Raw genomic sequence first — 20,503 nt, forward strand, 5'->3', positions numbered from 1 at the left:
CAGCCGTCGGAAGCAGAGATTTTCATGCGACTTATATTGAGTGCGATGGTGGTTCTGCTGCTCGCCGCTTGTGCGAGCCAGGCCCCTGTCGCCAACAACGCCGCCGATTCTCAGGCGACGTCCACCTACCTCCGTAAATCAGCCACCGCCAAAGAAACTGTCGACGTCGACAAGCAATCCGTCGGCGACCTGACCAGTGCGGACTCCGATCTCTGGGGTCGCATCCGCCGCGGTTTCCAGATGCCCGACCTGCAGACCGACCTCGTCGACATGCAGACCACGTGGTACACGCAGCGCCCGGACTACGTGCAGCGCATGACCGAGCGCTCGCAGAAGTACCTGTACCACATCGTCGAGGAACTCGAGGCGCGTCACATGCCGACCGAGCTCGCGCTGCTGCCGTTCATCGAGTCCGCATACAACCCGCAGGCGCTGTCGGTCGCGAAGGCGGCCGGCATGTGGCAGTTCATGCCCGGCACGGGCCGCACGTACAACCTGAAGCGCAACATGTGGCAGGACGAGCGCCGCGACGTGCTCGCGTCGACGAGCGCCGCGCTCGACTACCTGTCGCGCCTGCATGACATGTTCGGCGACTGGTATCTCGCGCTGGCCGCGTACAACTGGGGCGAGGGCAACGTGCAGCGCGCGATCGCGCGCAACCAGGCGGCCGGCCTGCCGACCGACTACCTGAGCCTGCGGATGCCGAACGAGACGCGCAACTACGTGCCGAAGCTGCAGGCGGTGAAGAACATCATCGCGAATCCGCAGCAGTACGGCCTGGCGCTGCCGGACATCCCGAACCACCCGTATTTCGTGACGGTCACGACATCGCGCGACATCGACGTGGCGGTGGCCGCGAAGCTCGCGAACCTGTCGCTCGACGAATTCCGCTCGCTGAACCCGTCGTTCTCGAAGCCGGTGATCCTCGGCGCGACCGAGCCGCAGATCCTGCTGCCGTTCGACAACGCGTCGGCGTTCGAGAAGAGCCTGAAGGCGTACAACGGCCAGCTTTCGTCGTGGACCACCTATACGGTCAGCGAACGGGCGCGGCCGGCCGCGATCGCCGAGAAGATCGGCGTGGACGCCGATACGCTGATGTCGATCAACAAGATTCCGGCCGGCATGCGCCTGAAGCCGGGCTCGACGATCGTCGTGCCGCGCGGCGATGACGACGACGAGGACATCAGCGCCGACGTCGCCGAAAACGGCGCGCTCGCGATGGAACCCGACGTACCCGACACGCGCAAGATGCTGATCCGCGTGCGCCGCAAGCAGTCGATGGCGGCGATCGCCGTCCGCTACGGCGTGTCGGTCGGCCAGCTCAAGGCGTGGAACCGCACGCACCGCGATCTGGCGATGCCGGGCCAGGCGCTCGTGCTGCACGTGCCGGTCGGCCGTTCGGTACCGGCGGAACCCGGTCCGGAGCGGATCGCGACGTCGGCCGGCGGCGCGCACATCGAGCGCGCGAGCCTGGCGGTGGGCGGCAAGTCGCACGGCGCGAAGCGCGGCGCGGCGAAGCCGGCGGCCAAATCGGCGAAAGCGGCACCGGCCAAGGCCGCCGCGCACAAGGGCAAGAAGAAGTAACGCAGTCGCGATCGCGTCGTGCGGCCGGCCCGGCTCGCGCGATTGCGCTATCATCCGACGAAATGCAGGGAAACGCCGTCACCGAGGTGACGGCGTTTTTGTTTGTGCGCGGCGCGGGGGCGCTGCTTCGAATGTCTTCATATGACAAGGGGAAGTGATGTCGTCGGTGCAGGTGAGGGTGCTCGCGCTGTTTTCGGTCGGGTATTTCGTGTCGTATGTGTTTCGCGGCGTCAATCTCGGCTTCGCGCCGTTCGTCACGAACGAGCTCGGGTTGTCGGCCGCCGATCTCGGCCTGCTCACCAGCCTCTATTTCCTCGGCTTCGCGGGCGCGCAGATCCCGGCCGGCGTGATGCTCGACCACTTCGGCCCGCGCCGCGTGACGGCCGGCATGCTGCTGTTCGCGGCTGCCGGGGCGGCCGTGTTCGGCACCGCACACACCCTCGGCGCGATGATGGTCGGCCGGCTGCTGATCGGTGTTGGCGTCTCGGTGTGTCTCGGCGCGGCGTTCAAGGCGCTCGCGCAGCATTTCCCGGTCGGCCGGCTGCCGCTCGTCAACGGCCTCGTGATGGCCGTGGGCGGCCTCGGCGGCGTGATGGTCGGCTCGCCGCTGACCTGGCTGCTCGGCTGGACGAGCTGGCGCGCGATCTGCTTCGGCCTCGCGGTGCTGACGGTGATCGTCGCCGCGTCGGTCGGGCTGGGCGCGCCGGAAGCGCAGCAGGTGCGCCACCAGGGCGGGCTCGTCAGCCAGTTCAAAGGGACGTGGCACATCCTGAGCAGCCGTGCGTTCTGGAAGATCTCGTCGTTCTCCGTCGTCACGCAGGGCGTGTTCTATGCGATGCAGTCGCTGTGGGTCGGGCCGTACCTGCGCGATGTCGCGGGGTTCGATGCGCCGCATTCCGCACGCCTCGTATCGGTGCTCGGCTTCGCGATGATGGCCGGCTGTGTCGGCTTCGGCGCCGCGGCACGCGTGCTCGAGCGGCGCGGCGTATCGGTGTACGCATTCTGCGGCGTCGGCATGGCGCTGTTCGTCGCGACGCAGGCCGCGATCGTCGCGCGCGTGCCGGTGCCGCCGGCCGTGCTGTGGGCCGCCTACGGGATGTTCGGCGGCGTCGGCATCCTGACCTACGCGGTGATGGCCGGGCATTTTCCCGCTCACCTGATCGGCCGCGCGAACACGACGCTCACGCTCGTGATCTTCCTGCTGATCTTTGCGTTCCAGATCGGTGTCGGCGCGGTGCTGTCGCACTGGCCGGCGGTCGACGGCCGCTATCCGGCCGCTGCGCACTTCACCGCCTGGGGCGTGCTGCTCGCGCTGCAGGTCGTGAGCGCGGTCTGGTACGTCTGGCCCGCGCGCGGCACTGGTCAAGCGCACTGATCCGGCGGTACGCTGGCGGGTAGGGCGGCCGCTTAAACGGGGCCGCAGCGCGTTGTACCGCGTTGCCGGACGCGGCGCGCGCACGATCGGACGGCCATATCAATTGAAGATAGGGCCATTTTCAGGCTATAATTTGAAAGTTTGTGCTGATCAACCTCGCACCCTAGCGCCTACCTCATTCATCCCGTTCATCCGCCGCACGCCGCCTGCCGGGCGATGCCGCGAAGCCTCGTGCGCCACGCGCCGGGTTCGCGTCTCGACAACGCAGGCCGCGTCCAGCAAGCGACCGCGCGCGCCCACGCAGCGCGGCGCTCGCGCGGCCGGGTAAGCAGGTCGGCAGCAGGGTGTTCCCCAAGGAGCCTCCCGTGTTGCCGTCTTTTACTCCCGCCTTGCTTGCACTCGCCGACGGCACGGTCTTTCGTGGTTATTCGATCGGGGCCGAAGGCCACACGATCGGCGAAGTCGTGTTCAATACCGCGATCACCGGCTATCAGGAAATCCTGACTGACCCGAGCTACTCGCGCCAGATCGTCACGCTCACCTATCCGCATATCGGCAACGTCGGCGTCAACGCCGAAGACGTCGAAGCCACGAAAGTCCATGCCGCCGGCCTGATCATCCGTGATCTGCCCTCGCTCGCATCGAACTTCCGCATGGACCGCACGCTTGGCGACTACCTGCGCGACGAAGGCGTCGTCGCGATCGCCGGCATCGACACCCGCAAGCTGACCCGCATCCTGCGCGACAAGGGCGCGCAGAACGGCTGCATCCTGACGGGCTCGGACGACGAAGCGAAGGCAATCGAGCTCGCGCGCTCGTTCCCGGGTCTCGCCGGCATGGATCTCGCGAAGGTCGTGTCGACCACGAAGCCGTTCGAGTGGAAGCAGACCGAATGGCGCCTCGAAGGCGGCTACGGCATGCAGGAAGCGCCGAAGTACCGCGTCGTCGCGTACGATTTCGGCGTCAAGTACAACATCCTGCGCATGCTCGCGGAGCGCGGCTGCCACGTGACGGTGCTGCCGGCGCAGGCGAGCGCGGAAGATGCGCTCGCGCTGAATCCGGACGGCGTGTTCCTGTCGAACGGCCCCGGCGATCCGGAACCGTGCGACTACGCGATCGCGGCCACGAAGCAGTTCATCGAGCGCGGCGTGCCGACCTTCGGCATCTGCCTGGGTCACCAGATCATGGGCCTCGCGGTCGGCGCGAAGACGCTGAAGATGAAGACGGGCCACCACGGCGCGAACCACCCGGTGAAGGATCTCGGCGACGGTCGCGTGGTGATCACGTCGCAGAACCACGGCTTCGCGGTCGATGCGGATTCGCTGCCGGCCAACGCGCGCGTGACGCACGTGTCGCTGTTCGACGGCACGCTGCAGGGCTTCGAGCTGACCGACAAGCCGGCATTCTGCTTCCAGGGCCACCCGGAAGCGTCGCCCGGCCCGCACGACATCGGCTACCTGTTCGACCGTTTCACCGCGCTGATGGACGCGGCGAAGCAGCGCAACGCCTGACGTCAACGACGCAACCGAAGAACGGGAGATTCGCATCATGTTCGGCCACGCACTCGGCATCACGGATATCTGGACCTACGTGTTCGGCGTGATCTTCATCATCCTGCTGCCGGGGCCGAACTCGATGTACGTGCTGTCGCTCGCGGCGCAGCGCGGCGTGAAGGCCGGCTATCGCGCGGCGTGCGGGGTGTTCGTCGGCGACACGGTGCTGATGGTGCTGTCCGCCGCCGGTGTCGCGTCGCTGCTGAAGGCGAACCCGCTGCTGTTCTCCGTCGTCAAGTACGGCGGCGCCGCGTATCTGCTCTACATCGGCACCGGCATGCTGCGCAGCGCGTGGCAGAAGCTGCGCGCGCGCGGCGACGAGCCGGTCGAGGCAGCGCCTGCGGTGGACGGCGAACGGCCGTTCCGCAAGGCGCTGATCGTGAGCCTGCTGAATCCGAAGGCGATCCTGTTCTTCATCTCGTTCTTCATCCAGTTCGTCGACCCGGCATTCCCGCATCCCGCGCTGTCGTTCGTCGTGCTCGGGGCGATCGCGCAATGCGCGAGCTTCCTGTACCTGAGCACGCTGATCTTCGCGGGTGCGCGGCTTGCCGAGCACTTCCGCCGCCGCCGCAAGCTTGCAGCAGGCGCGGCGAGCAGCGTGGGCGGCCTGTTCATCGGATTCTCGGTGAAGCTCGCGCTCGCCACGATGAGCTGAGCGCAGCCGGCCGACCCACGACAACGATTACTTATTGAATTCACAAGCCATGCCAAAACGCACAGACATCAAAAGCATCCTCATCATCGGCGCCGGCCCGATCATCATCGGCCAGGCGTGCGAGTTCGACTATTCGGGCGCGCAGGCTTGCAAGGCGTTGCGTGAGGAGGGCTACAAGGTCGTTCTCGTCAACAGCAACCCGGCGACGATCATGACCGACCCGAACACGGCCGACGTGACCTACATCGAGCCGATCACGTGGGAAGTCGTCGCGCGCATCATCGAGAAGGAGCGCCCGGACGCGATCCTGCCGACGATGGGCGGCCAGACCGCACTGAACTGCGCGCTCGACCTGCACCACCACGGCGTGCTCGAGAAGTTCGGCGTCGAGCTGATCGGCGCGTCGCCGGAAGCGATCGACAAGGCCGAAGACCGCCAGAAGTTCAAGGAAGCGATGACCAAGATCGGTCTAGGTTCCGCGAAGTCGGGCATCGCGCATTCGATGGAAGAAGCGACCCAGGTGCACGCCGAGATCATGGCGCTCACCGGCGGCAGCGGCTACCCGGTCGTGATCCGTCCGTCGTTCACGCTCGGCGGCTCGGGCGGCGGCATCGCCTACAACCGCGAAGAGTTCGAAGAGATCTGCAAGCGCGGCCTGGATCTCTCGCCCACGCGCGAGCTGCTGATCGAAGAATCGCTGCTCGGCTGGAAGGAATACGAGATGGAAGTCGTGCGCGACCGCGCCGACAACTGCATCATCGTCTGTTCGATCGAAAACCTCGACCCGATGGGCGTGCACACCGGCGACTCGATCACGGTCGCGCCGGCGCAGACGCTCACCGACAAGGAATACCAGATCCTGCGTAATGCATCGCTCGCGGTGCTGCGCGAGATCGGCGTCGACACGGGCGGCTCGAACGTGCAGTTCTCGATCAACCCGAAGGACGGCCGCATGGTCGTCATCGAAATGAACCCGCGCGTGTCGCGTTCGTCGGCGCTCGCATCGAAGGCAACGGGCTTCCCGATCGCGAAGGTCGCGGCGAAGCTGGCGGTCGGCTACACGCTCGACGAGCTGAAGAACGAAATCACCGGCGGCCAGACCCCGGCGTCGTTCGAGCCGACGATCGACTACGTCGTCACGAAGATCCCGCGCTTCGCGTTCGAGAAATTCCGCGAAGCCGATTCGCGCCTGACGACGCAGATGAAGTCGGTCGGTGAAGTGATGGCGATCGGCCGCACGTTCCAGGAATCGTTCCAGAAGGCGCTGCGCGGCCTCGAAGTGGGCGTCGACGGTCTCGACGAGAAGTCGACCGACCGCGACGAAATCGCGATCGAGATCCACGAGCCGGGCCCGGACCGCATCTGGTACGTCGGCGACGCGTTCCGGATCGGCATGACGGCCCAGGAAATCTACGCGGAAACCGCGATCGACCCGTGGTTCCTCGAGCAGATCGAGCAGATCATCCTGAAGGAAAAGGCGCTCGGCGGCCGCACGCTCGCGTCGCTCACGTTCGACGAGCTGCGCTACCTGAAGCAGAGCGGCTTCTCCGACCGTCGCCTCGCGAAGCTGCTCGGCGCGAGCCCGGAAGACGTCCGCAAGCGCCGCGTCGAACTCAACGTGCGCCCGGTCTACAAGCGCGTCGACACCTGCGCGGCCGAGTTCGCGACGAAAACCGCGTACATGTACTCGACCTACGAGGAAGAGTGCGAGGCGCAGCCGACCACCAACAAGAAGATCATGGTGCTGGGCGGCGGCCCGAACCGGATCGGCCAGGGTATCGAGTTCGACTACTGCTGCGTGCACGCGGCCCTCGCGATGCGCGAGGACGGTTACGAAACGATCATGGTCAACTGCAACCCGGAAACGGTGTCGACCGACTATGACACGTCCGACCGCCTGTACTTCGAGCCGCTGACGCTCGAAGACGTGCTCGAGATCGTCGACAAGGAAAAGCCGGTCGGCGTGATCGTCCAGTACGGCGGCCAGACGCCGCTGAAGCTCGCGCTCGACCTCGAGGCGCACGGTGTGCCGATCGTCGGCACGTCGCCGGACATGATCGACGCGGCCGAAGACCGCGAGCGCTTCCAGAAGCTGCTGCAGGACCTCGGCCTGCGCCAGCCGCCGAACCGCACCGCGCGTGCCGAAGACGAAGCGCTCGCGCTGGCGGCTGAAATCGGCTACCCGCTGGTCGTGCGCCCGTCGTACGTGCTGGGTGGCCGCGCGATGGAAATCGTCCACGAGCCGCGCGACCTCGAGCGCTACATGCGCGAGGCCGTGAAGGTGTCGAACGATTCGCCGGTGCTGCTCGACCGCTTCCTGAACGACGCGATCGAGTGCGACGTCGACTGCATCTGCGACGGCGAAGCCGTGTTCATCGGCGGCGTGATGGAGCACATCGAACAGGCGGGCGTCCACTCGGGCGACTCGGCATGCTCGCTGCCGCCGTACTCGCTGTCGAAGGAAACCGTGGCCGAGCTGAAGCGCCAGACGGGCGCGATGGCGAAGGCGCTGAACGTGGTCGGCCTGATGAACGTGCAGTTCGCGATCCAGCAGGTGCCGCAGGCGGACGGTTCGAAGCAGGACATCATCTACGTGCTGGAAGTGAACCCGCGCGCATCGCGCACGGTGCCGTACGTGTCGAAGGCGACCAGCCTGCCGCTCGCGAAGATCGCGGCGCGTGCGATGGTCGGCCAGAAGCTCGCGCAGCAGGGCGTGACGAAGGAAGTCGAGCCGCCGTACTTCAGCGTGAAGGAAGCGGTGTTCCCGTTCGTCAAGTTCCCGACCGTCGATCCGGTCCTCGGGCCTGAAATGCGTTCGACCGGCGAAGTGATGGGTGTCGGCCAGACGTTCGGCGAAGCGCTGTTCAAGTCGCAGCTCGCGGCCGGTTCGCGCCTGCCGGAGTCGGGCACGGTGCTGCTGACCGTGATGGACGCGGATAAACCCAAGGCCGTCGAAGTCGCGCGCATGCTGCACGACCTCGGCTACCCGATCGTCGCGACCAAGGGCACGGCCGCCGCGATCGAAGCGGCCGGCGTGCCGGTGAAGGTCGTGAACAAGGTGAAGGACGGCCGTCCGCACATCGTCGACATGATCAAGAACGGCGAAATCGCCCTCGTGTTCACGACGGTCGACGAGACGCGCCAGGCGATCGCCGATTCGCGTTCGATCCGCATGAGCGCGCAGGCGCACAAGGTCACGTACTACACGACGATGTCGGGCGCGCGCGCGGCGGTGGAAGGCTTGCGCTACCTGAAGGATCTGGAAGTCTATGATTTACAAGGTCTTCACGCTCGCCTAAACTAAGCAGTCAGTTACCTGTCGAAGCAACACGTGCCGCGATTAGGCGGTGTTTCCAGTGCATCGGAAGCGCGCTTAATCGCGGTGATTTTTTTTATAGCCGTTTTTAGCGATTGAGCCGTTTATGAGCACCATTCCGTTGACAAAGCGTGGCGCGGAACTCCTGCGCGATGAATTGCAGCGCCTCAAGTCCGTCGAGCGGCCGGCCGTGATCAACGCGATCGCGGAGGCCCGCGCACAGGGCGACCTGTCCGAAAACGCCGAATACGATGCCGCGAAGGAAAAGCAGGGCTTCATCGAGGGTCGTATCGCGGAACTCGAATCGAAGCTGTCGGCCGCGCAGGTCATCGATCCCACCGTGCTCGATGCCGAAGGCCGCGTGGTTTTCGCATCGACCGTCGAACTCGAGGATCTCGAGTCGGGCGACACCGTCAGGTACCAGATCGTCGGTGACGACGAAGCCGATATCGACCACGGCCTGATCTCGGTCAGCTCGCCGATCGCGCGCGCACTGATCGGCAAGTCCGAAGGCGACGTCGCGGCCGTGCAGGCGCCGAGCGGCGTGCGCGAGTACGAAATCATCTCGGTCAGCTACATCTGAAGCGGGGCGACGTGATGCCGCATCGCGTGTTCCGTCTGCTGTCGGCCGTGTGGGTCGGCAGCCTGCTGACGATCGGGTATGCGGTCGCGCCCGTGCTATTCAAGACGCTGGAGCGGATGACGGCCGGTTCGGTCGCCGCCCAGCTGTTCCGTATCGAGGCGATCCTCGGAGTCGTGTGCGGCGTGCTGCTGCTCGCGTTGTCGAACCAGCAGGTGCGGCGCGGCAGCAGCGATTATCGCCGCGTGCGCTGGATCGTCGCCGCGATGGTCGTGTGCGTGCTGGTCGGGTATTTCGCGCTGCAGCCGTTCATGAATGCGCTGCGGGTGGCCGCGATGGACGCGGGCACCGATATCGCGAACTCGCCGTATGCGAGCCGCTTCGGGATGCTGCACGGCGTCTCGAGCGTGTTCTACCTCGTCGAGAGCGTGCTGGGGCTGATGCTGATCTGGCGTCTGCCGGCGCGCGACGCCTGACGCGAATGCCGCGCAGGCCCGGTCGATGCCGGGCCCGCGGGCAGGGCGGCGGTACGGCGTAGCCGTGCCGCCACGATGCTTACTTGTCCTGGAACGGACGCTTCGTGCTGGCCTGGCGCTTCTTGGCGCGCTTCACGTTACCGCCTGCCGTCACGCGCTCGTTGCCGCGCACCGTGACCTTGACCGGCCGCGGGCGACGCACGGGGCTCGCGTTCGGCGACACCTTGACGACCTTGACGGTGCGCGGAGCACGGCCTTTCTTGTCGTCGACGGCTTCGGCCGCGCTGGGTACGGTGCCGGCACGACGGCCGCGGGACGGGGCCGCTGCGGCGGCTTCGGGCTTCCAGATCACCAGCAACTTGCCGATGTGCTGGATCGGCGCCGCGCTCAGGCGGTCGCAGATCTCGTCGTAGATCGCGATGCGCTCGTCGCGCTCGTCGCCGAACACGCGGATCTTGATCAGCTGGTGCGCGTCGAGGTGCACCTTGATTTCCTTCAGCACGGCGTCGGTCAGCCCTTCGGCCCCGATCAGCACGACGGGCTTGAGCGCATGGGCCTGGGAGCGCAGCGCGGAGCGCTCGGCGGGAGAAAGCGAAAGGGCGGGCATGGAAATGTCGAAATCTAAATAAGGGCGCGCTGACTGAATAGCGATCGCGGGAAGTTACCGCGTCAGCCGTGCGCCGAAACCACGTAAAATCGCGGCTTGGGCCTGAAAAGGGGCCGCAGCCGCGCGAAGAAGACGCGTATTATCCGCTAAAAGCGCGGCTTCACGAAGCAATGGGCAGCAATCTCTCTCTCGAATGGCAAAAAACCGCTTCAACCAGCACTGGCTGCACGACCACATCAACGATCCCTACGTCAAAATGGCGCAGCGGGAGGGCTATCGCGCGCGCGCCGCGTACAAGCTGAAGGAAATCGACGAGCAGGACAAGCTGATCCGTCCGGGCCAGGTGATCGTCGACCTCGGCGCGACGCCGGGCAGCTGGAGCCAGTATGCCCGCAACAAGCTCGCGCAGGGCAAGAAGCGTGACGCGGAGCGCGAAGGCGGTATCGACGGCACGATCGTGGCGCTCGACATCCTGCCGATGGAGCCGATCGCCGACGTCCACTTCCTGCAGGGCGACTTCCGCGAGGACGGAGTCCTTCACCAGCTCGAAGAAGTGCTCGAAGGGCGCGAGGTCGACCTTGTTATTTCCGACATGGCCCCCAACCTCTCTGGCGTGGCCTCGGCAGACGCGGCGCGCATCGAGCATCTCTGCGATCTGGCGCTCGAATTCGCGCAGAATCATCTGAAGCCGGACGGTGCGCTGCTCGTGAAATGCTTTCACGGCAGCGGCTACAGCCAGATCGTCGAGAAATTCAAACAGCAGTTTAAGACCGTCGCGCCGCGCAAGCCGAAGGCGTCCCGCGACAAATCGTCCGAAACGTTCATTTTGGGTCGGCATCTGAAACGTCCGCGCTGATGCGCAACGAGGTGCCGCAAACGGGCTCCGGCCCTTGCCAGACAAGCGAAGCGCTATCGCGACGGTTGTCAATGCTTATGGCGAGGGTGGTCGGACTGGATTAGAATGACCGAGGGGCGCCGCAAGGAAAATGTAGGCGCTCGTCTACGAGTGAAGGAGTGGTGCTTTGAACAACAATATGTTTTCGAAGGCAGCGGTGTGGCTGGTGATCGCACTGGTGCTGTTTACGGTGTTCAAGCAGTTCGACAAGCCCCGCGTCCAGGAAGGCGTGTCCTATTCGCAGTTCATGGACGACGCCAAGAACGGCAAGGTCAAGAACGTCATCGTTCAGGGGCGCAACCTCACCGTCACTCCGGCTGATGGCCAGAAATACCAGATCGTGTCGCCCGGCGACATCTGGATGGTTGGCGATCTGATGAAGTACGGCGTGCAGGTCAGCGGCAAGGCCGACGATGAGCCGAATGCGCTGATGTCCGCGCTGTACTACCTCGGGCCGACGATCCTGATCATCGTGTTCTGGTTCTACATGATGAGGCAGATGCAGGGGGGCGGCAAAGGCGGCGCATTCTCGTTCGGGAAATCGCGCGCGCGGCTGATCGACGAGAACAACAACGCGGTCAACTTCTCCGACGTCGCGGGCTGCGACGAAGCGAAGGAAGAAGTGTCCGAGCTCGTCGACTTCCTGCGCGATCCGCAGAAATTCCAGAAGCTGGGCGGTCGCATTCCGCGCGGCGTGCTGCTCGTCGGCCCCCCGGGTACCGGCAAGACGCTGCTGGCCCGCGCGATCGCGGGTGAAGCGAAGGTGCCGTTCTTCAGCATCTCCGGTTCGGACTTCGTCGAAATGTTCGTCGGTGTCGGCGCGGCTCGTGTGCGCGACATGTTCGAGCAGGCGAAGAAGCACGCACCGTGTATCGTGTTCATCGACGAAATCGACGCGGTCGGCCGTCATCGCGGCGCCGGCATGGGCGGCGGCAACGACGAACGCGAACAGACGCTGAACCAGATGCTCGTCGAGATGGACGGCTTCGAGGCGAACTCGGGCGTGATCGTGATCGCCGCAACCAACCGTTCGGACGTGCTCGACAAGGCGCTGCTGCGTCCGGGCCGTTTCGACCGCCAGGTCTACGTCGGCCTGCCGGACATCCGCGGCCGCGAACAGATCATGCGCGTGCACCTGCGCAAGGTACCGATCGCGAACGACGTCGATGCGGCAGTCATCGCACGCGGCACGCCGGGCTTCTCGGGCGCCGATCTCGCGAACCTCGTGAACGAGGCGGCGCTGTTCGCCGCACGTCGCGGCAAGCGCATCGTCGAGATGCAGGATTTCGAAGACGCGAAGGACAAGATCTTCATGGGTCCGGAGCGCAAGTCGGCCGTGATTCGCGAAGAAGCGAAGCGTGCGACCGCTTATCACGAGTCGGGCCACGCGGTGATCGCGAAGCTGCTGCCGAAGGCCGACCCGGTGCACAAGGTCACGATCATCCCGCGCGGTCGCGCACTGGGTGTCACGTGGCAGCTGCCGGAGCATGACAACGAAACGTACTCGAAGGACTACCTGATGGACCGCCTTGCGATCCTGTTCGGTGGCCGGGTGGCGGAAGAGCTGTTCATGAACCTCGTCAGCACCGGTGCATCGGACGACTTCAACAAGGCAACGCAGACGGCACGTGCGATGGTGGCCCGTTTCGGCATGACCGACGCGCTCGGGCCGATGGTCTACGTCGACGACGAGAACGATGCATCGCCGTTCGGCCGCGGCTTTACGCGCACGATCTCGGAAGCGACGCAGCAGAAGGTCGATTCGGAAATCCGCCGCGTGCTCGACGAACAGTACGGCCTTGCGCGCCGCCTGCTCGAAGAGAACCGCGACAAGGTCGAAGCGATGACCGCCGCGCTGATGGAGTGGGAGACGATCGATGCCGATCAGATCAACGACATCATGGAAGGGCGTCCGCCGCGCTCCCCGAAGAGCTCGCCGGCTGTCGGCGGCGATTCGTCGGGTGGCGGCAGCAGCGCCGAGGTGAAGCCTGCCAACGCGCCGGCGCCTGCTTCGCCGGCGGCATAATCCCGTTCTAGCGCTTTAGCGCCGTTCACGGGCTGGTGTGGCTTCACACCGGCCCGTTTTGCATTCATTCACGCCAGTTGCTCGTGTCCGATTCCGCTGTTTCCCCATTCATTCCCGCGCCACTCCAGTGCGGCCGCGTCGAACTGACGTTCGAACGCCCGCTCGTGATGGGCATTCTCAACGCCACGCCTGATTCGTTCTCCGACGGCGGCCGCTTCCTCGCGCGCGACGATGCGCTGCGCCAGGCCGAGCGGATGATTGCCGAAGGCGTCGACCTTCTCGATATCGGCGGCGAATCGACGCGCCCCGGCGCGCCGCCCGTGCCGCTCGACGAGGAACTCGCGCGCGTGATTCCGCTCGTCGAAGCGCTGCGGCCGCTGAACGTGCCGCTGTCGATCGATACCTACAAGCCGGCCGTGATGCGTGCGGCGCTGGCCGCAGGCGCCGACCTGATCAATGACATCTGGGGGTTCCGCCAGCCGGGCGCGATCGACGCGGTGCGCGACGGCAACTGCGGATTGTGTGCGATGCACATGCTTGGTGAGCCACAGACGATGCAGGTCGGCGAACCCGATTACGGCGACGTCGTGACCGACGTGCGCGATTTTCTCGCCGAGCGCGCGCAGGCGCTGCGCGATGCGGGGGTTGCGCCGGAGCGGATCTGCGTCGATCCCGGTTTCGGATTCGGCAAGGCGGTTGTCGACGACAACTATGCGCTGCTGGCCGCGTTGCCCGACACGGCACCCGTGCGGCCCGACGGCCGCGCGTATCCGATCCTCGCGGGCATGTCGCGCAAGTCGATGCTCGGCGCGGTGATCGGCGGCAAGCCGCCGATGGAGCGCGTCGCGGCGAGCGTGGCGGCCGCAGTGTGCGCGGTCGAGCGCGGGGCGGCGATCGTGCGCGTGCATGACGTCGCGGCGACGGTCGACGCGCTGAAAATCTGGAATGCCGTGCGCGAAGCCGCGCGGCAACGATAAGTTAGAAGACGAAGGAGGAAGAATCACCATGGGACGTCGATATTTCGGCACGGACGGCATTCGCGGCACGGTGGGCGAGGCACCCATCACGCCGGATTTCGTGTTGCGTCTCGGCTATGCGGCCGGCAAGGTACTGGCAGGCTCGGCCGATGTCGCGGCAGGTTCGCGTCCGACCGTGCTGATCGGCAAGGACACGCGCGTGTCGGGCTACATGCTCGAAGCCGCGCTCGAGGCCGGATTCTCGGCGGCGGGCGTCGACGTGATGCTGGCCGGCCCGATGCCGACGCCGGGCGTCGCGTACCTGACGCGCGCGCTGCGCCTGTCGGCGGGCGTCGTGATCAGCGCATCGCACAACCCGTATCACGACAACGGGATCAAGTTTTTCTCCGCCGACGGCAACAAGCTGCCGGACGACACCGAAGCCGCGATCGAAGCGTGGCTCGACAAGCCGCTCGATTGCGCGCCGTCCGACGGTCTCGGCAAGGCGCGCCGCCTTGACGACGCAGCCGGCCGCTACATCGAGTTCTGCAAGAGCACGTTCCCGGTCGCGTTCAACCTGCGCGGGCTGAAGCTCGTGATCGATTGCGCGCACGGCGCCGCGTACCAGATCGCGCCGCACGTGTTCCACGAACTCGGCGCGGACGTGATCCCGATCGGTGTCGCGCCGAACGGCTTCAACATCAACGACGGTGTCGGTGCGACCGCGCCGGACGCGCTGGTGCGCGCGGTGCGTGCGAACCACGCCGATCTCGGCATTGCGCTCGACGGCGATGCGGACCGCCTGCAAGTGGTCGACGCGACCGGTCGCCTGTACAACGGCGACGAGCTGCTCTACGTGCTCGTGAAGGACCGGATCGCGACCGACGGCAACGTCGAAGGCGCGGTCGGCACGCTGATGACGAACCTCGCGGTCGAAGTCGCGCTGCAGCGCGAGGGCGTGAAGTTCGTCCGCGCGGCGGTCGGCGATCGCTACGTGCTCGAGCAGTTGCGCGAGCACGGCTGGCAGCTCGGCGCGGAAGGCTCGGGCCACATCCTGTCGCTCGACCGCCACTCGACCGGCGACGGCATCGTGTCGGCGCTGCTCGTGCTGGCCGCGTTGAAGCGCAGCGGCAAGACCCTCGCGCAGATGCTCGACGGCGTCACGCTGTTCCCGCAGAAGCTGATCAACGTGCGGATGAAGCCGGGCGCCGACTGGAAGGGCAGCACGTCGATTCGCGCCGCGATCGACGCAGCCGAGGCCGCGCTCGCCGGCAGCGGCCGCGTGCTGATCCGCGCATCGGGCACGGAGCCCGTGCTGCGCGTGATGGTCGAAGCACAGCAGGCCGCCGACGCGGTCCGCCATGCGGAGACGATCGCCGACGCTGTGCGCGCGGCCACGACCTGACGCTGGGCCCGGCGCGTCAGGTCAAGCACCTGCGCGCCGGTGTTCCGGTGAACCCGCACACGGCGCCTTCGGGGCGCCGTGATTTCGTCAGACGCAAAGGTTTGCGATACCTATAAGGAAGGGCGCGTCGCCAGCGCAATCCCGGGTCGGAAAATCGTCAGACCCTGATAACGGTGCAGCCACAAACGAGGCTTTCCGTGGCGCGGATACAGCGCTACGATCCGCTCGCACCGATTTAAAACGGGAAGTCTCCCGTTCCTTCCAGGCAGGCAATTCTTGCCGCCATCGCGGTTCCGGCAGCGTCCGCGCGCCGCACGCGCCGCACGCGCCGCACCCGATACTCCCTTTCAACCAGTCATGTTACTGTCACGCCAGTTTCATCGATTGTCACATTACCGTCATGAGGAGCCCCTAACCTTCGCGGTGCCGTAGTCATCCGCTCACACACTGGAGGTCTCATGAAATTGATGCAAACCGCGATTGCCGGCCTGGCTGGCGCGCTTTTCGCCGTCGCCGCCCACGCTGCCGACATCACGGGCGCAGGCAGCACGTTCGCGATGCCGATCTATACGAAATGGGCTGCTGACTACCAGCAGACCGGCGGCGCGAAGGTCAACTACCAAGGTATCGGCTCGTCGGGCGGCCTGAAGCAGATCGTCGCGAAGACGGTCGACTTTGCCGGTTCGGACGCTCCGCTGAAGGATGACGAGCTCGCGAAGGAAGGCCTGTTCCAGTTCCCGACGGTGGTCGGCGGCGTGGTGCCGGTCATCAACGTGCCGGGCGTGAAGCCGGGTGAGCTGACGCTGTCGGGCCCGGTGCTCGGCGACATCTACCTCGGCAAGATCAAGAAGTGGAACGACCCGGCGATCGCCGCGCTGAACCCGAAGGTCAAGCTGCCGGACACGGACATCGCCGTGGTTCGCCGCGCTGACGGCTCGGGCACGAGCTTCATCTGGACGAACTACCTGTCGAAGGTCAACGACGAGTGGAAGTCGAAGGTCGGCGAAGGCACGACGGTCAACTGGCCGACGGGCACGGGCGGCAAGGGCAACGACGGCGTCGCAGCCTTCGTGCAGCGCCTGCCGGGCGCGGTCGGCTACGTCGAATGGGCGTACGCGAAGAAGAACAACATGGTCTACACGGCCCTGAAGAACTCGACGGGCACGGTGGTCGAGCCGAAGACGGAAACGTTCAAGGCCGCTGCGGCCGGCGCGAACTGGTCGAAGTCGTTCTACCAGATCCTGACGAACCAGCCGGGCAAGGAAGCATGGCCGGTCGTCGGCGCGACGTTCGTGCTGCTGCACGCGAAGCAGGACAAGCCGGAGCAGGGCGTGGAAACGCTGAAGTTCTTCAGCTGGGCGTTCAAGAACGGCGAGAAGGCTGCTGACAGCCTCGACTACATCTCGCTGCCGCCGGCAGTCGAAGCGGAAATCCGCAAGCAGTGGAAGATCAAGGTGACGGACGCTTCGGGCAAGCCGGTCGCCGCGGAGTAAGCATTGCAGCGGTTCGCTGCCCGGCCGTGCCGGTCGGGCAGTGCGTGCGGTAAAGCCGGGCGTTACGGCGCCCGGCAATCAAAAGCAGGCACCCATGTCTGATATTTCCTATACGTCCTCACGGTCCGCCGACGTTGCGCAGCAACGCGCGCCGAGCCGCCTCGGGGATGTCGTATTCGGCGGTCTTGCACGGCTTGCCGCCATCGTGACCCTGCTGCTGCTCGGCGGGATCATCGTTTCCCTGATCATCGCGTCGCTGCCGACCATCCAGAAGTTCGGCCTCGGCTTCCTGTGGCAATCCGAGTGGGATCCCAACTCGGACATCTACGGCGCGCTCGTGCCGATCTACGGCACGATCGTGACGTCGGTCATCGCGCTCGTCATCGCCGTGCCGGTCAGCTTCGGCATCGCGCTGTTCCTCACCGAGCTGTCGCCCGTGTGGCTGCGCCGCCCGCTCGGCATCGCAATCGAGCTGCTCGCCGCGATTCCGTCGATCGTGTACGGCATGTGGGGCCTGCTCGTGTTTGCCCCGATCTTCGCGGAGTACTTCCAGAAGCCGATCGGCCGCCTGTTCAAGGACGTGTGGGTCATTGGCCCGCTGACGTCCGGCGCACCGATCGGGATCGGCATCCTCGCGGCCGGCGTGATCCTCGCGATCATGATCATCCCGTACATCGCATCGGTGATGCGTGACGTGTTCGAAGTCACACCCGTGCTGCTGAAGGAATCGGCGTACGGCATCGGCTGCACGACCTGGGAAGTGATGTGGAAGGTCGTGCTGCCTTACACGAAGACGGGCGTGATCGGCGGCGTGATGCTCGGCCTCGGCCGCGCGCTCGGCGAGACGATGGCCGTGACCTTCGTGATCGGCAACACGAACCTGCTCGACAGCGTGTCGCTGTTCGCACCGGGCAACAGCATCACGTCGGCGCTGGCGAACGAATTCGCGGAAGCGCAACCGGGCCTGCATACGTCCGCGCTGATGGAACTGGGCCTGATCCTGTTCGTGATCACGTTCATCGTGCTGTCCATCTCCAAACTGCTGCTGCTTCGTCTCGAGAAGGGAGAGGGCAAGAAATGAGCGAGCCCATCATGAATTTCCCGGGTCCGGACGGCGCCGTGCTCGACGCGATGCGCAACCGCCTGCAGCGCAAGCGCAAGGCCATCAACGCGATCGCGCTCACCGCGTCGCTCGCCGCGATGGCATTCGGCCTGCTGTGGCTCGTGTGGATTCTCTACACGACGGTGCACCTCGGCGTCGGCGGCCTGTCGCTGCAACTGTTCACCGAATCGACGCCGGCGCCGAACACGGAAGGCGGCGGTCTCGCGAACGCGATCGTCGGCAGCCTGCTGCTGTGCGGCTTCGGCACGCTGGTCGGCACGCCGATCGGCATCCTCGCGGGCGTCTATCTCGCCGAATACGGCCAGAAGAACCTGCTGGCGAGCACGATCCGCTTCATCAACGACATCCTGCTGTCCGCGCCGTCGATCGTGATCGGCCTGTTCGTGTACGCGATCGTCGTTGCGAAGTCGGGGCGCTTCTCGGGCTGGGCCGGCGTGATCGCGCTCGCGCTGCTGCAGATTCCGATCGTGATCCGCACGACCGAGAACATGCTGAAGCTCGTGCCGAACGCACTGCGTGAAGCGGCCTTCGCGCTCGGCACGCCGAAGTGGCGCATGGTGCTGAAGATCACGCTGCGCGCGTCGGTCGGCGGGATCATCACGGGCGTGCTGCTCGCCGTCGCGCGGATCGCCGGCGAAACGGCGCCGCTGCTGTTCACCGCGCTGTCGAACCAGTTCTTCTCGTGGGACATGAGCCAGCCGATGGCGAACCTGCCCGTCACGATCTACAAGTTCGCGATGAGCCCGTTCGCGGAATGGCAGTCGCTCGCATGGGCGGGCGTGTTCCTGATTACGCTCGGGGTGCTCGGACTCAACATCCTGGCGCGCTCGATCTTCTCGAAAAAGTAACGGCGGAGCAATCCGATGAATATGGCAGAAAGCCACCTGAATCCGGTCGAACGCACTGCAGCGCCGGCCGGCACGCAAGAAGCGGCGCACGGCCGTCCGCTCGAGCCGCTGAACGCGAAGATCGAGGTCAACAACCTCAACTTCTTCTACAACAAGTTCCATGCGCTGAAGAACATCAACCTGAGCATTCCCGAAGGGAAGGTGACGGCGTTCATCGGCCCGTCGGGCTGCGGCAAGTCGACGCTGCTGCGCACGTTCAACAAGATGTTCGCGCTCTATCCGGAGCAGCGCGCCGAAGGCGAAATCCTGATGGACGGCGAGAACCTGCTGACGACGAAGCGCGACATCTCGCTGCTGCGCGCGCGGATCGGCATGGTGTTCCAGAAGCCGACCCCGTTCCCGATGTCGATCTACGACAACATCGCATTCGGCGTGAAGATGTTCGAGAAGCTTACGCGCTCGGAAATGGACGATCGCGTCGAGTGGGCGCTCACGAAGGCCGCGCTGTGGAACGAAGTGAAGGACAAGCTGAACCAGAGCGGCTACGGCCTGTCGGGCGGCCAGCAGCAGCGTCTGTGCATCGCGCGCGGCATCGCGATCCGTCCGGAAGTGCTGCTGCTCGATGAACCGTGCTCGGCGCTCGACCCGATCTCGACGGGCCGCATCGAAGAGCTGATCGCGGAGCTGAAGAGCGACTACACGGTCGTGATCGTCACGCACAACATGCAGCAGGCCGCACGCTGCTCGGATTTCACGGCCTACATGTACCTGGGCGAGCTGATCGAATTCGGCGAGACCGAAAAGATCTTCATCAAGCCGGTGCGCAAGGAAACGGAAGACTACATCACCGGCCGCTTCGGCTGATGACGGAGAACAACAGCCATGTCGGATAAACATCTGTCGAGCCAGTTCGACGCCGATCTCAACGCGGTGTCGTCGAAAGTGCTGGAAATGGGCGGGCTCGTCGAGTCGCAGATCGTCGGCGCGATGCACGCGCTGAACGAATTCGATCGCGATGCGGCCGAGAAGGTCATCACGGCCGAGGAAACGCTGAACGCGATGGAAGTCGACATCGACCAGGAGTGCGGCAACATCATCGCGCGGAGACAGCCTGCCGCGCGTGACCTGCGCCTTTTGATGTCGATTTCGAAAACGATTACGAACCTCGAGCGCGCCGGCGACGAGGCCGAGAAGATCGCGAAGCGCGTACGCCGCCTGGTCGACGAGCCCGCTGCGCGCACGGTCAACATCGCCGAGATCAAGGTGTCGGGCGAGATGGCCGTGACGATCCTGCGCCGCGCGCTCGACGCGTTTGCGCGTCTCGATACGGTGGCCGCCGCGCAGATCGTCAAGGACGACAAGGAAATCGACCAGGAATTCCGCGCGTTCGTGCGCAAGCTCGTGTCGTACATGCAGGAAGATCCGCGCACGATCTCGGTCGGCCTCGAGTACCTGTTCATCGCGAAGGCGATCGAGCGGATCGGCGACCACGCGAAGAACATCGCCGAATTCATCATCTACATCGTGAAGGGCACCGACGTGCGGCACCAGCCGCGCGACACGCTCGATCGCGAAGCCAACAGTTAATCGACTCCGTAAGGAAGAACAGAG

17 protein-coding genes are annotated in these 20,503 nt (G+C 65.4%); 16 read left to right on the plus strand and 1 reads right to left on the minus strand.

What is annotated here, in order from left to right:
- Positions 1-24: 24 nt before the first annotated feature.
- The 7 genes from FFS49_RS13315 (at position 25) to FFS49_RS13350 (ending at position 9,539) form a co-directional block, all read left to right on the plus strand.
- Entirely contained in the window at positions 25-1,584 is a 1,560-nt protein-coding gene (locus FFS49_RS13315) for a transglycosylase SLT domain-containing protein (RefSeq protein ID WP_105815743.1), read from the plus strand.
- 157 nt (positions 1,585-1,741) lie between these two features.
- Positions 1,742-2,959: an MFS transporter gene (locus FFS49_RS13320; RefSeq protein ID WP_105815744.1), complete on the plus strand. Its 1,218-nt coding sequence runs from the start codon at positions 1,742-1,744 to the stop codon at positions 2,957-2,959.
- 365 nt (positions 2,960-3,324) lie between these two features.
- On the plus strand, positions 3,325-4,470 hold the full coding sequence (gene carA / locus FFS49_RS13330) for a glutamine-hydrolyzing carbamoyl-phosphate synthase small subunit (protein ID WP_041492797.1): 1,146 nt from the start codon (positions 3,325-3,327) through the stop codon (positions 4,468-4,470).
- A gap of 37 nt (positions 4,471-4,507) precedes the next feature.
- Entirely contained in the window at positions 4,508-5,167 is a 660-nt protein-coding gene (gene leuE / locus FFS49_RS13335) for a leucine efflux protein LeuE (protein WP_039347686.1), read from the plus strand.
- Positions 5,168-5,216: 49 nt separating this feature from the next.
- The gene (gene carB, locus FFS49_RS13340; protein WP_039347683.1) at positions 5,217-8,471 is read left to right on the plus strand and encodes a carbamoyl-phosphate synthase large subunit; all 3,255 of its coding nucleotides are present in this window, start codon (positions 5,217-5,219) and stop codon (positions 8,469-8,471) included.
- A 118-nt stretch (positions 8,472-8,589) separates the two neighbouring features.
- Positions 8,590-9,066, plus strand: coding sequence for a transcription elongation factor GreA (gene greA, locus FFS49_RS13345; RefSeq protein WP_039347681.1), 477 nt, complete (start codon positions 8,590-8,592; stop codon positions 9,064-9,066).
- Positions 9,067-9,080: 14 nt separating this feature from the next.
- Entirely contained in the window at positions 9,081-9,539 is a 459-nt protein-coding gene (locus FFS49_RS13350) for a DUF4149 domain-containing protein (protein WP_046545365.1), read from the plus strand.
- Between the two features lie 79 nt (positions 9,540-9,618).
- Here the strand turns inward: FFS49_RS13350 and FFS49_RS13355 are convergent, their stop codons facing one another.
- Complete coding sequence (locus FFS49_RS13355) at positions 9,619-10,146, minus strand: YhbY family RNA-binding protein (protein WP_039347674.1); 528 nt, start codon at positions 10,144-10,146, stop codon at positions 9,619-9,621.
- 193 nt (positions 10,147-10,339) lie between these two features.
- Here FFS49_RS13355 and FFS49_RS13360 point away from each other — a divergent pair, with 193 nt between their 5' ends.
- The 9 genes from FFS49_RS13360 (at position 10,340) to phoU (ending at position 20,479) form a co-directional block, all read left to right on the plus strand.
- Positions 10,340-11,002, plus strand: coding sequence for an RlmE family RNA methyltransferase (locus tag FFS49_RS13360; RefSeq protein WP_105815745.1), 663 nt, complete (start codon positions 10,340-10,342; stop codon positions 11,000-11,002).
- A gap of 166 nt (positions 11,003-11,168) precedes the next feature.
- Entirely contained in the window at positions 11,169-13,067 is a 1,899-nt protein-coding gene (ftsH, locus tag FFS49_RS13365; protein WP_039347669.1) for an ATP-dependent zinc metalloprotease FtsH, read from the plus strand.
- 35 nt (positions 13,068-13,102) lie between these two features.
- The gene (folP, locus tag FFS49_RS13370) at positions 13,103-14,044 is read left to right on the plus strand and encodes a dihydropteroate synthase (RefSeq protein ID WP_105815746.1); all 942 of its coding nucleotides are present in this window, start codon (positions 13,103-13,105) and stop codon (positions 14,042-14,044) included.
- A 28-nt stretch (positions 14,045-14,072) separates the two neighbouring features.
- Positions 14,073-15,428 carry a phosphoglucosamine mutase gene (gene glmM / locus FFS49_RS13375; RefSeq protein ID WP_105815747.1) on the plus strand — a complete coding sequence of 452 codons (1,356 nt, stop codon included), beginning with the start codon at positions 14,073-14,075 and terminating at the stop codon, positions 15,426-15,428.
- A 458-nt stretch (positions 15,429-15,886) separates the two neighbouring features.
- Entirely contained in the window at positions 15,887-16,921 is a 1,035-nt protein-coding gene (gene pstS, locus FFS49_RS13385; protein ID WP_039347662.1) for a phosphate ABC transporter substrate-binding protein PstS, read from the plus strand.
- Positions 16,922-17,015: 94 nt separating this feature from the next.
- Positions 17,016-18,002: a phosphate ABC transporter permease PstC gene (pstC, locus tag FFS49_RS13390; RefSeq protein WP_039347659.1), complete on the plus strand. Its 987-nt coding sequence runs from the start codon at positions 17,016-17,018 to the stop codon at positions 18,000-18,002.
- Positions 17,999-18,892 (plus strand): phosphate ABC transporter permease PstA, encoded by an 894-nt coding sequence (gene pstA / locus FFS49_RS13395; protein WP_105815748.1) that lies wholly within the window; start codon positions 17,999-18,001, stop codon positions 18,890-18,892. The genes pstC and pstA overlap by 4 nt, the downstream gene beginning before the upstream one ends.
- Before the next feature lie 15 nt (positions 18,893-18,907).
- The gene (gene pstB, locus FFS49_RS13400) at positions 18,908-19,756 is read left to right on the plus strand and encodes a phosphate ABC transporter ATP-binding protein PstB (RefSeq protein WP_039347653.1); all 849 of its coding nucleotides are present in this window, start codon (positions 18,908-18,910) and stop codon (positions 19,754-19,756) included.
- An 18-nt stretch (positions 19,757-19,774) separates the two neighbouring features.
- Positions 19,775-20,479 carry a phosphate signaling complex protein PhoU gene (phoU, locus tag FFS49_RS13405; RefSeq protein ID WP_039347650.1) on the plus strand — a complete coding sequence of 235 codons (705 nt, stop codon included), beginning with the start codon at positions 19,775-19,777 and terminating at the stop codon, positions 20,477-20,479.
- The last annotated feature ends 24 nt before the right edge of the window (positions 20,480-20,503 follow it).

The organism is Burkholderia sp. 4NA327C6 (genome assembly GCF_005502655.1).
Lineage (GTDB): Bacteria > Pseudomonadota > Gammaproteobacteria > Burkholderiales > Burkholderiaceae > Burkholderia > Burkholderia contaminans.

Excerpts from the sequence above, each read along its gene's own strand:
- pstS (WP_039347662.1), top strand. The coding sequence starts at position 15,887 with ATGAAATTGATGCAAACCGCGATTGCCGGCCTGGCTGGCGCGCTTTTC.
- pstB (WP_039347653.1), top strand. The coding sequence starts at position 18,908 with ATGAATATGGCAGAAAGCCACCTGAATCCGGTCGAACGCACTGCAGCG.
- FFS49_RS13350 (WP_046545365.1), top strand. The coding sequence starts at position 9,081 with ATGCCGCATCGCGTGTTCCGTCTGCTGTCGGCCGTGTGGGTCGGCAGC.
- FFS49_RS13360 (WP_105815745.1), top strand. The coding sequence starts at position 10,340 with ATGGCAAAAAACCGCTTCAACCAGCACTGGCTGCACGACCACATCAAC.
- leuE (WP_039347686.1), top strand. The coding sequence starts at position 4,508 with ATGTTCGGCCACGCACTCGGCATCACGGATATCTGGACCTACGTGTTC.
- phoU (WP_039347650.1), top strand. The coding sequence starts at position 19,775 with ATGTCGGATAAACATCTGTCGAGCCAGTTCGACGCCGATCTCAACGCG.
- pstA (WP_105815748.1), top strand. The coding sequence starts at position 17,999 with ATGAGCGAGCCCATCATGAATTTCCCGGGTCCGGACGGCGCCGTGCTC.
- greA (WP_039347681.1), top strand. The coding sequence starts at position 8,590 with ATGAGCACCATTCCGTTGACAAAGCGTGGCGCGGAACTCCTGCGCGAT.
- carB (WP_039347683.1), top strand. The coding sequence starts at position 5,217 with ATGCCAAAACGCACAGACATCAAAAGCATCCTCATCATCGGCGCCGGC.
- FFS49_RS13355 (WP_039347674.1), bottom strand. The coding sequence starts at position 10,146 with ATGCCCGCCCTTTCGCTTTCTCCCGCCGAGCGCTCCGCGCTGCGCTCC.
- FFS49_RS13320 (WP_105815744.1), top strand. The coding sequence starts at position 1,742 with ATGTCGTCGGTGCAGGTGAGGGTGCTCGCGCTGTTTTCGGTCGGGTAT.
- pstC (WP_039347659.1), top strand. The coding sequence starts at position 17,016 with ATGTCTGATATTTCCTATACGTCCTCACGGTCCGCCGACGTTGCGCAG.
- FFS49_RS13315 (WP_105815743.1), top strand. The coding sequence starts at position 25 with ATGCGACTTATATTGAGTGCGATGGTGGTTCTGCTGCTCGCCGCTTGT.
- glmM (WP_105815747.1), top strand. The coding sequence starts at position 14,073 with ATGGGACGTCGATATTTCGGCACGGACGGCATTCGCGGCACGGTGGGC.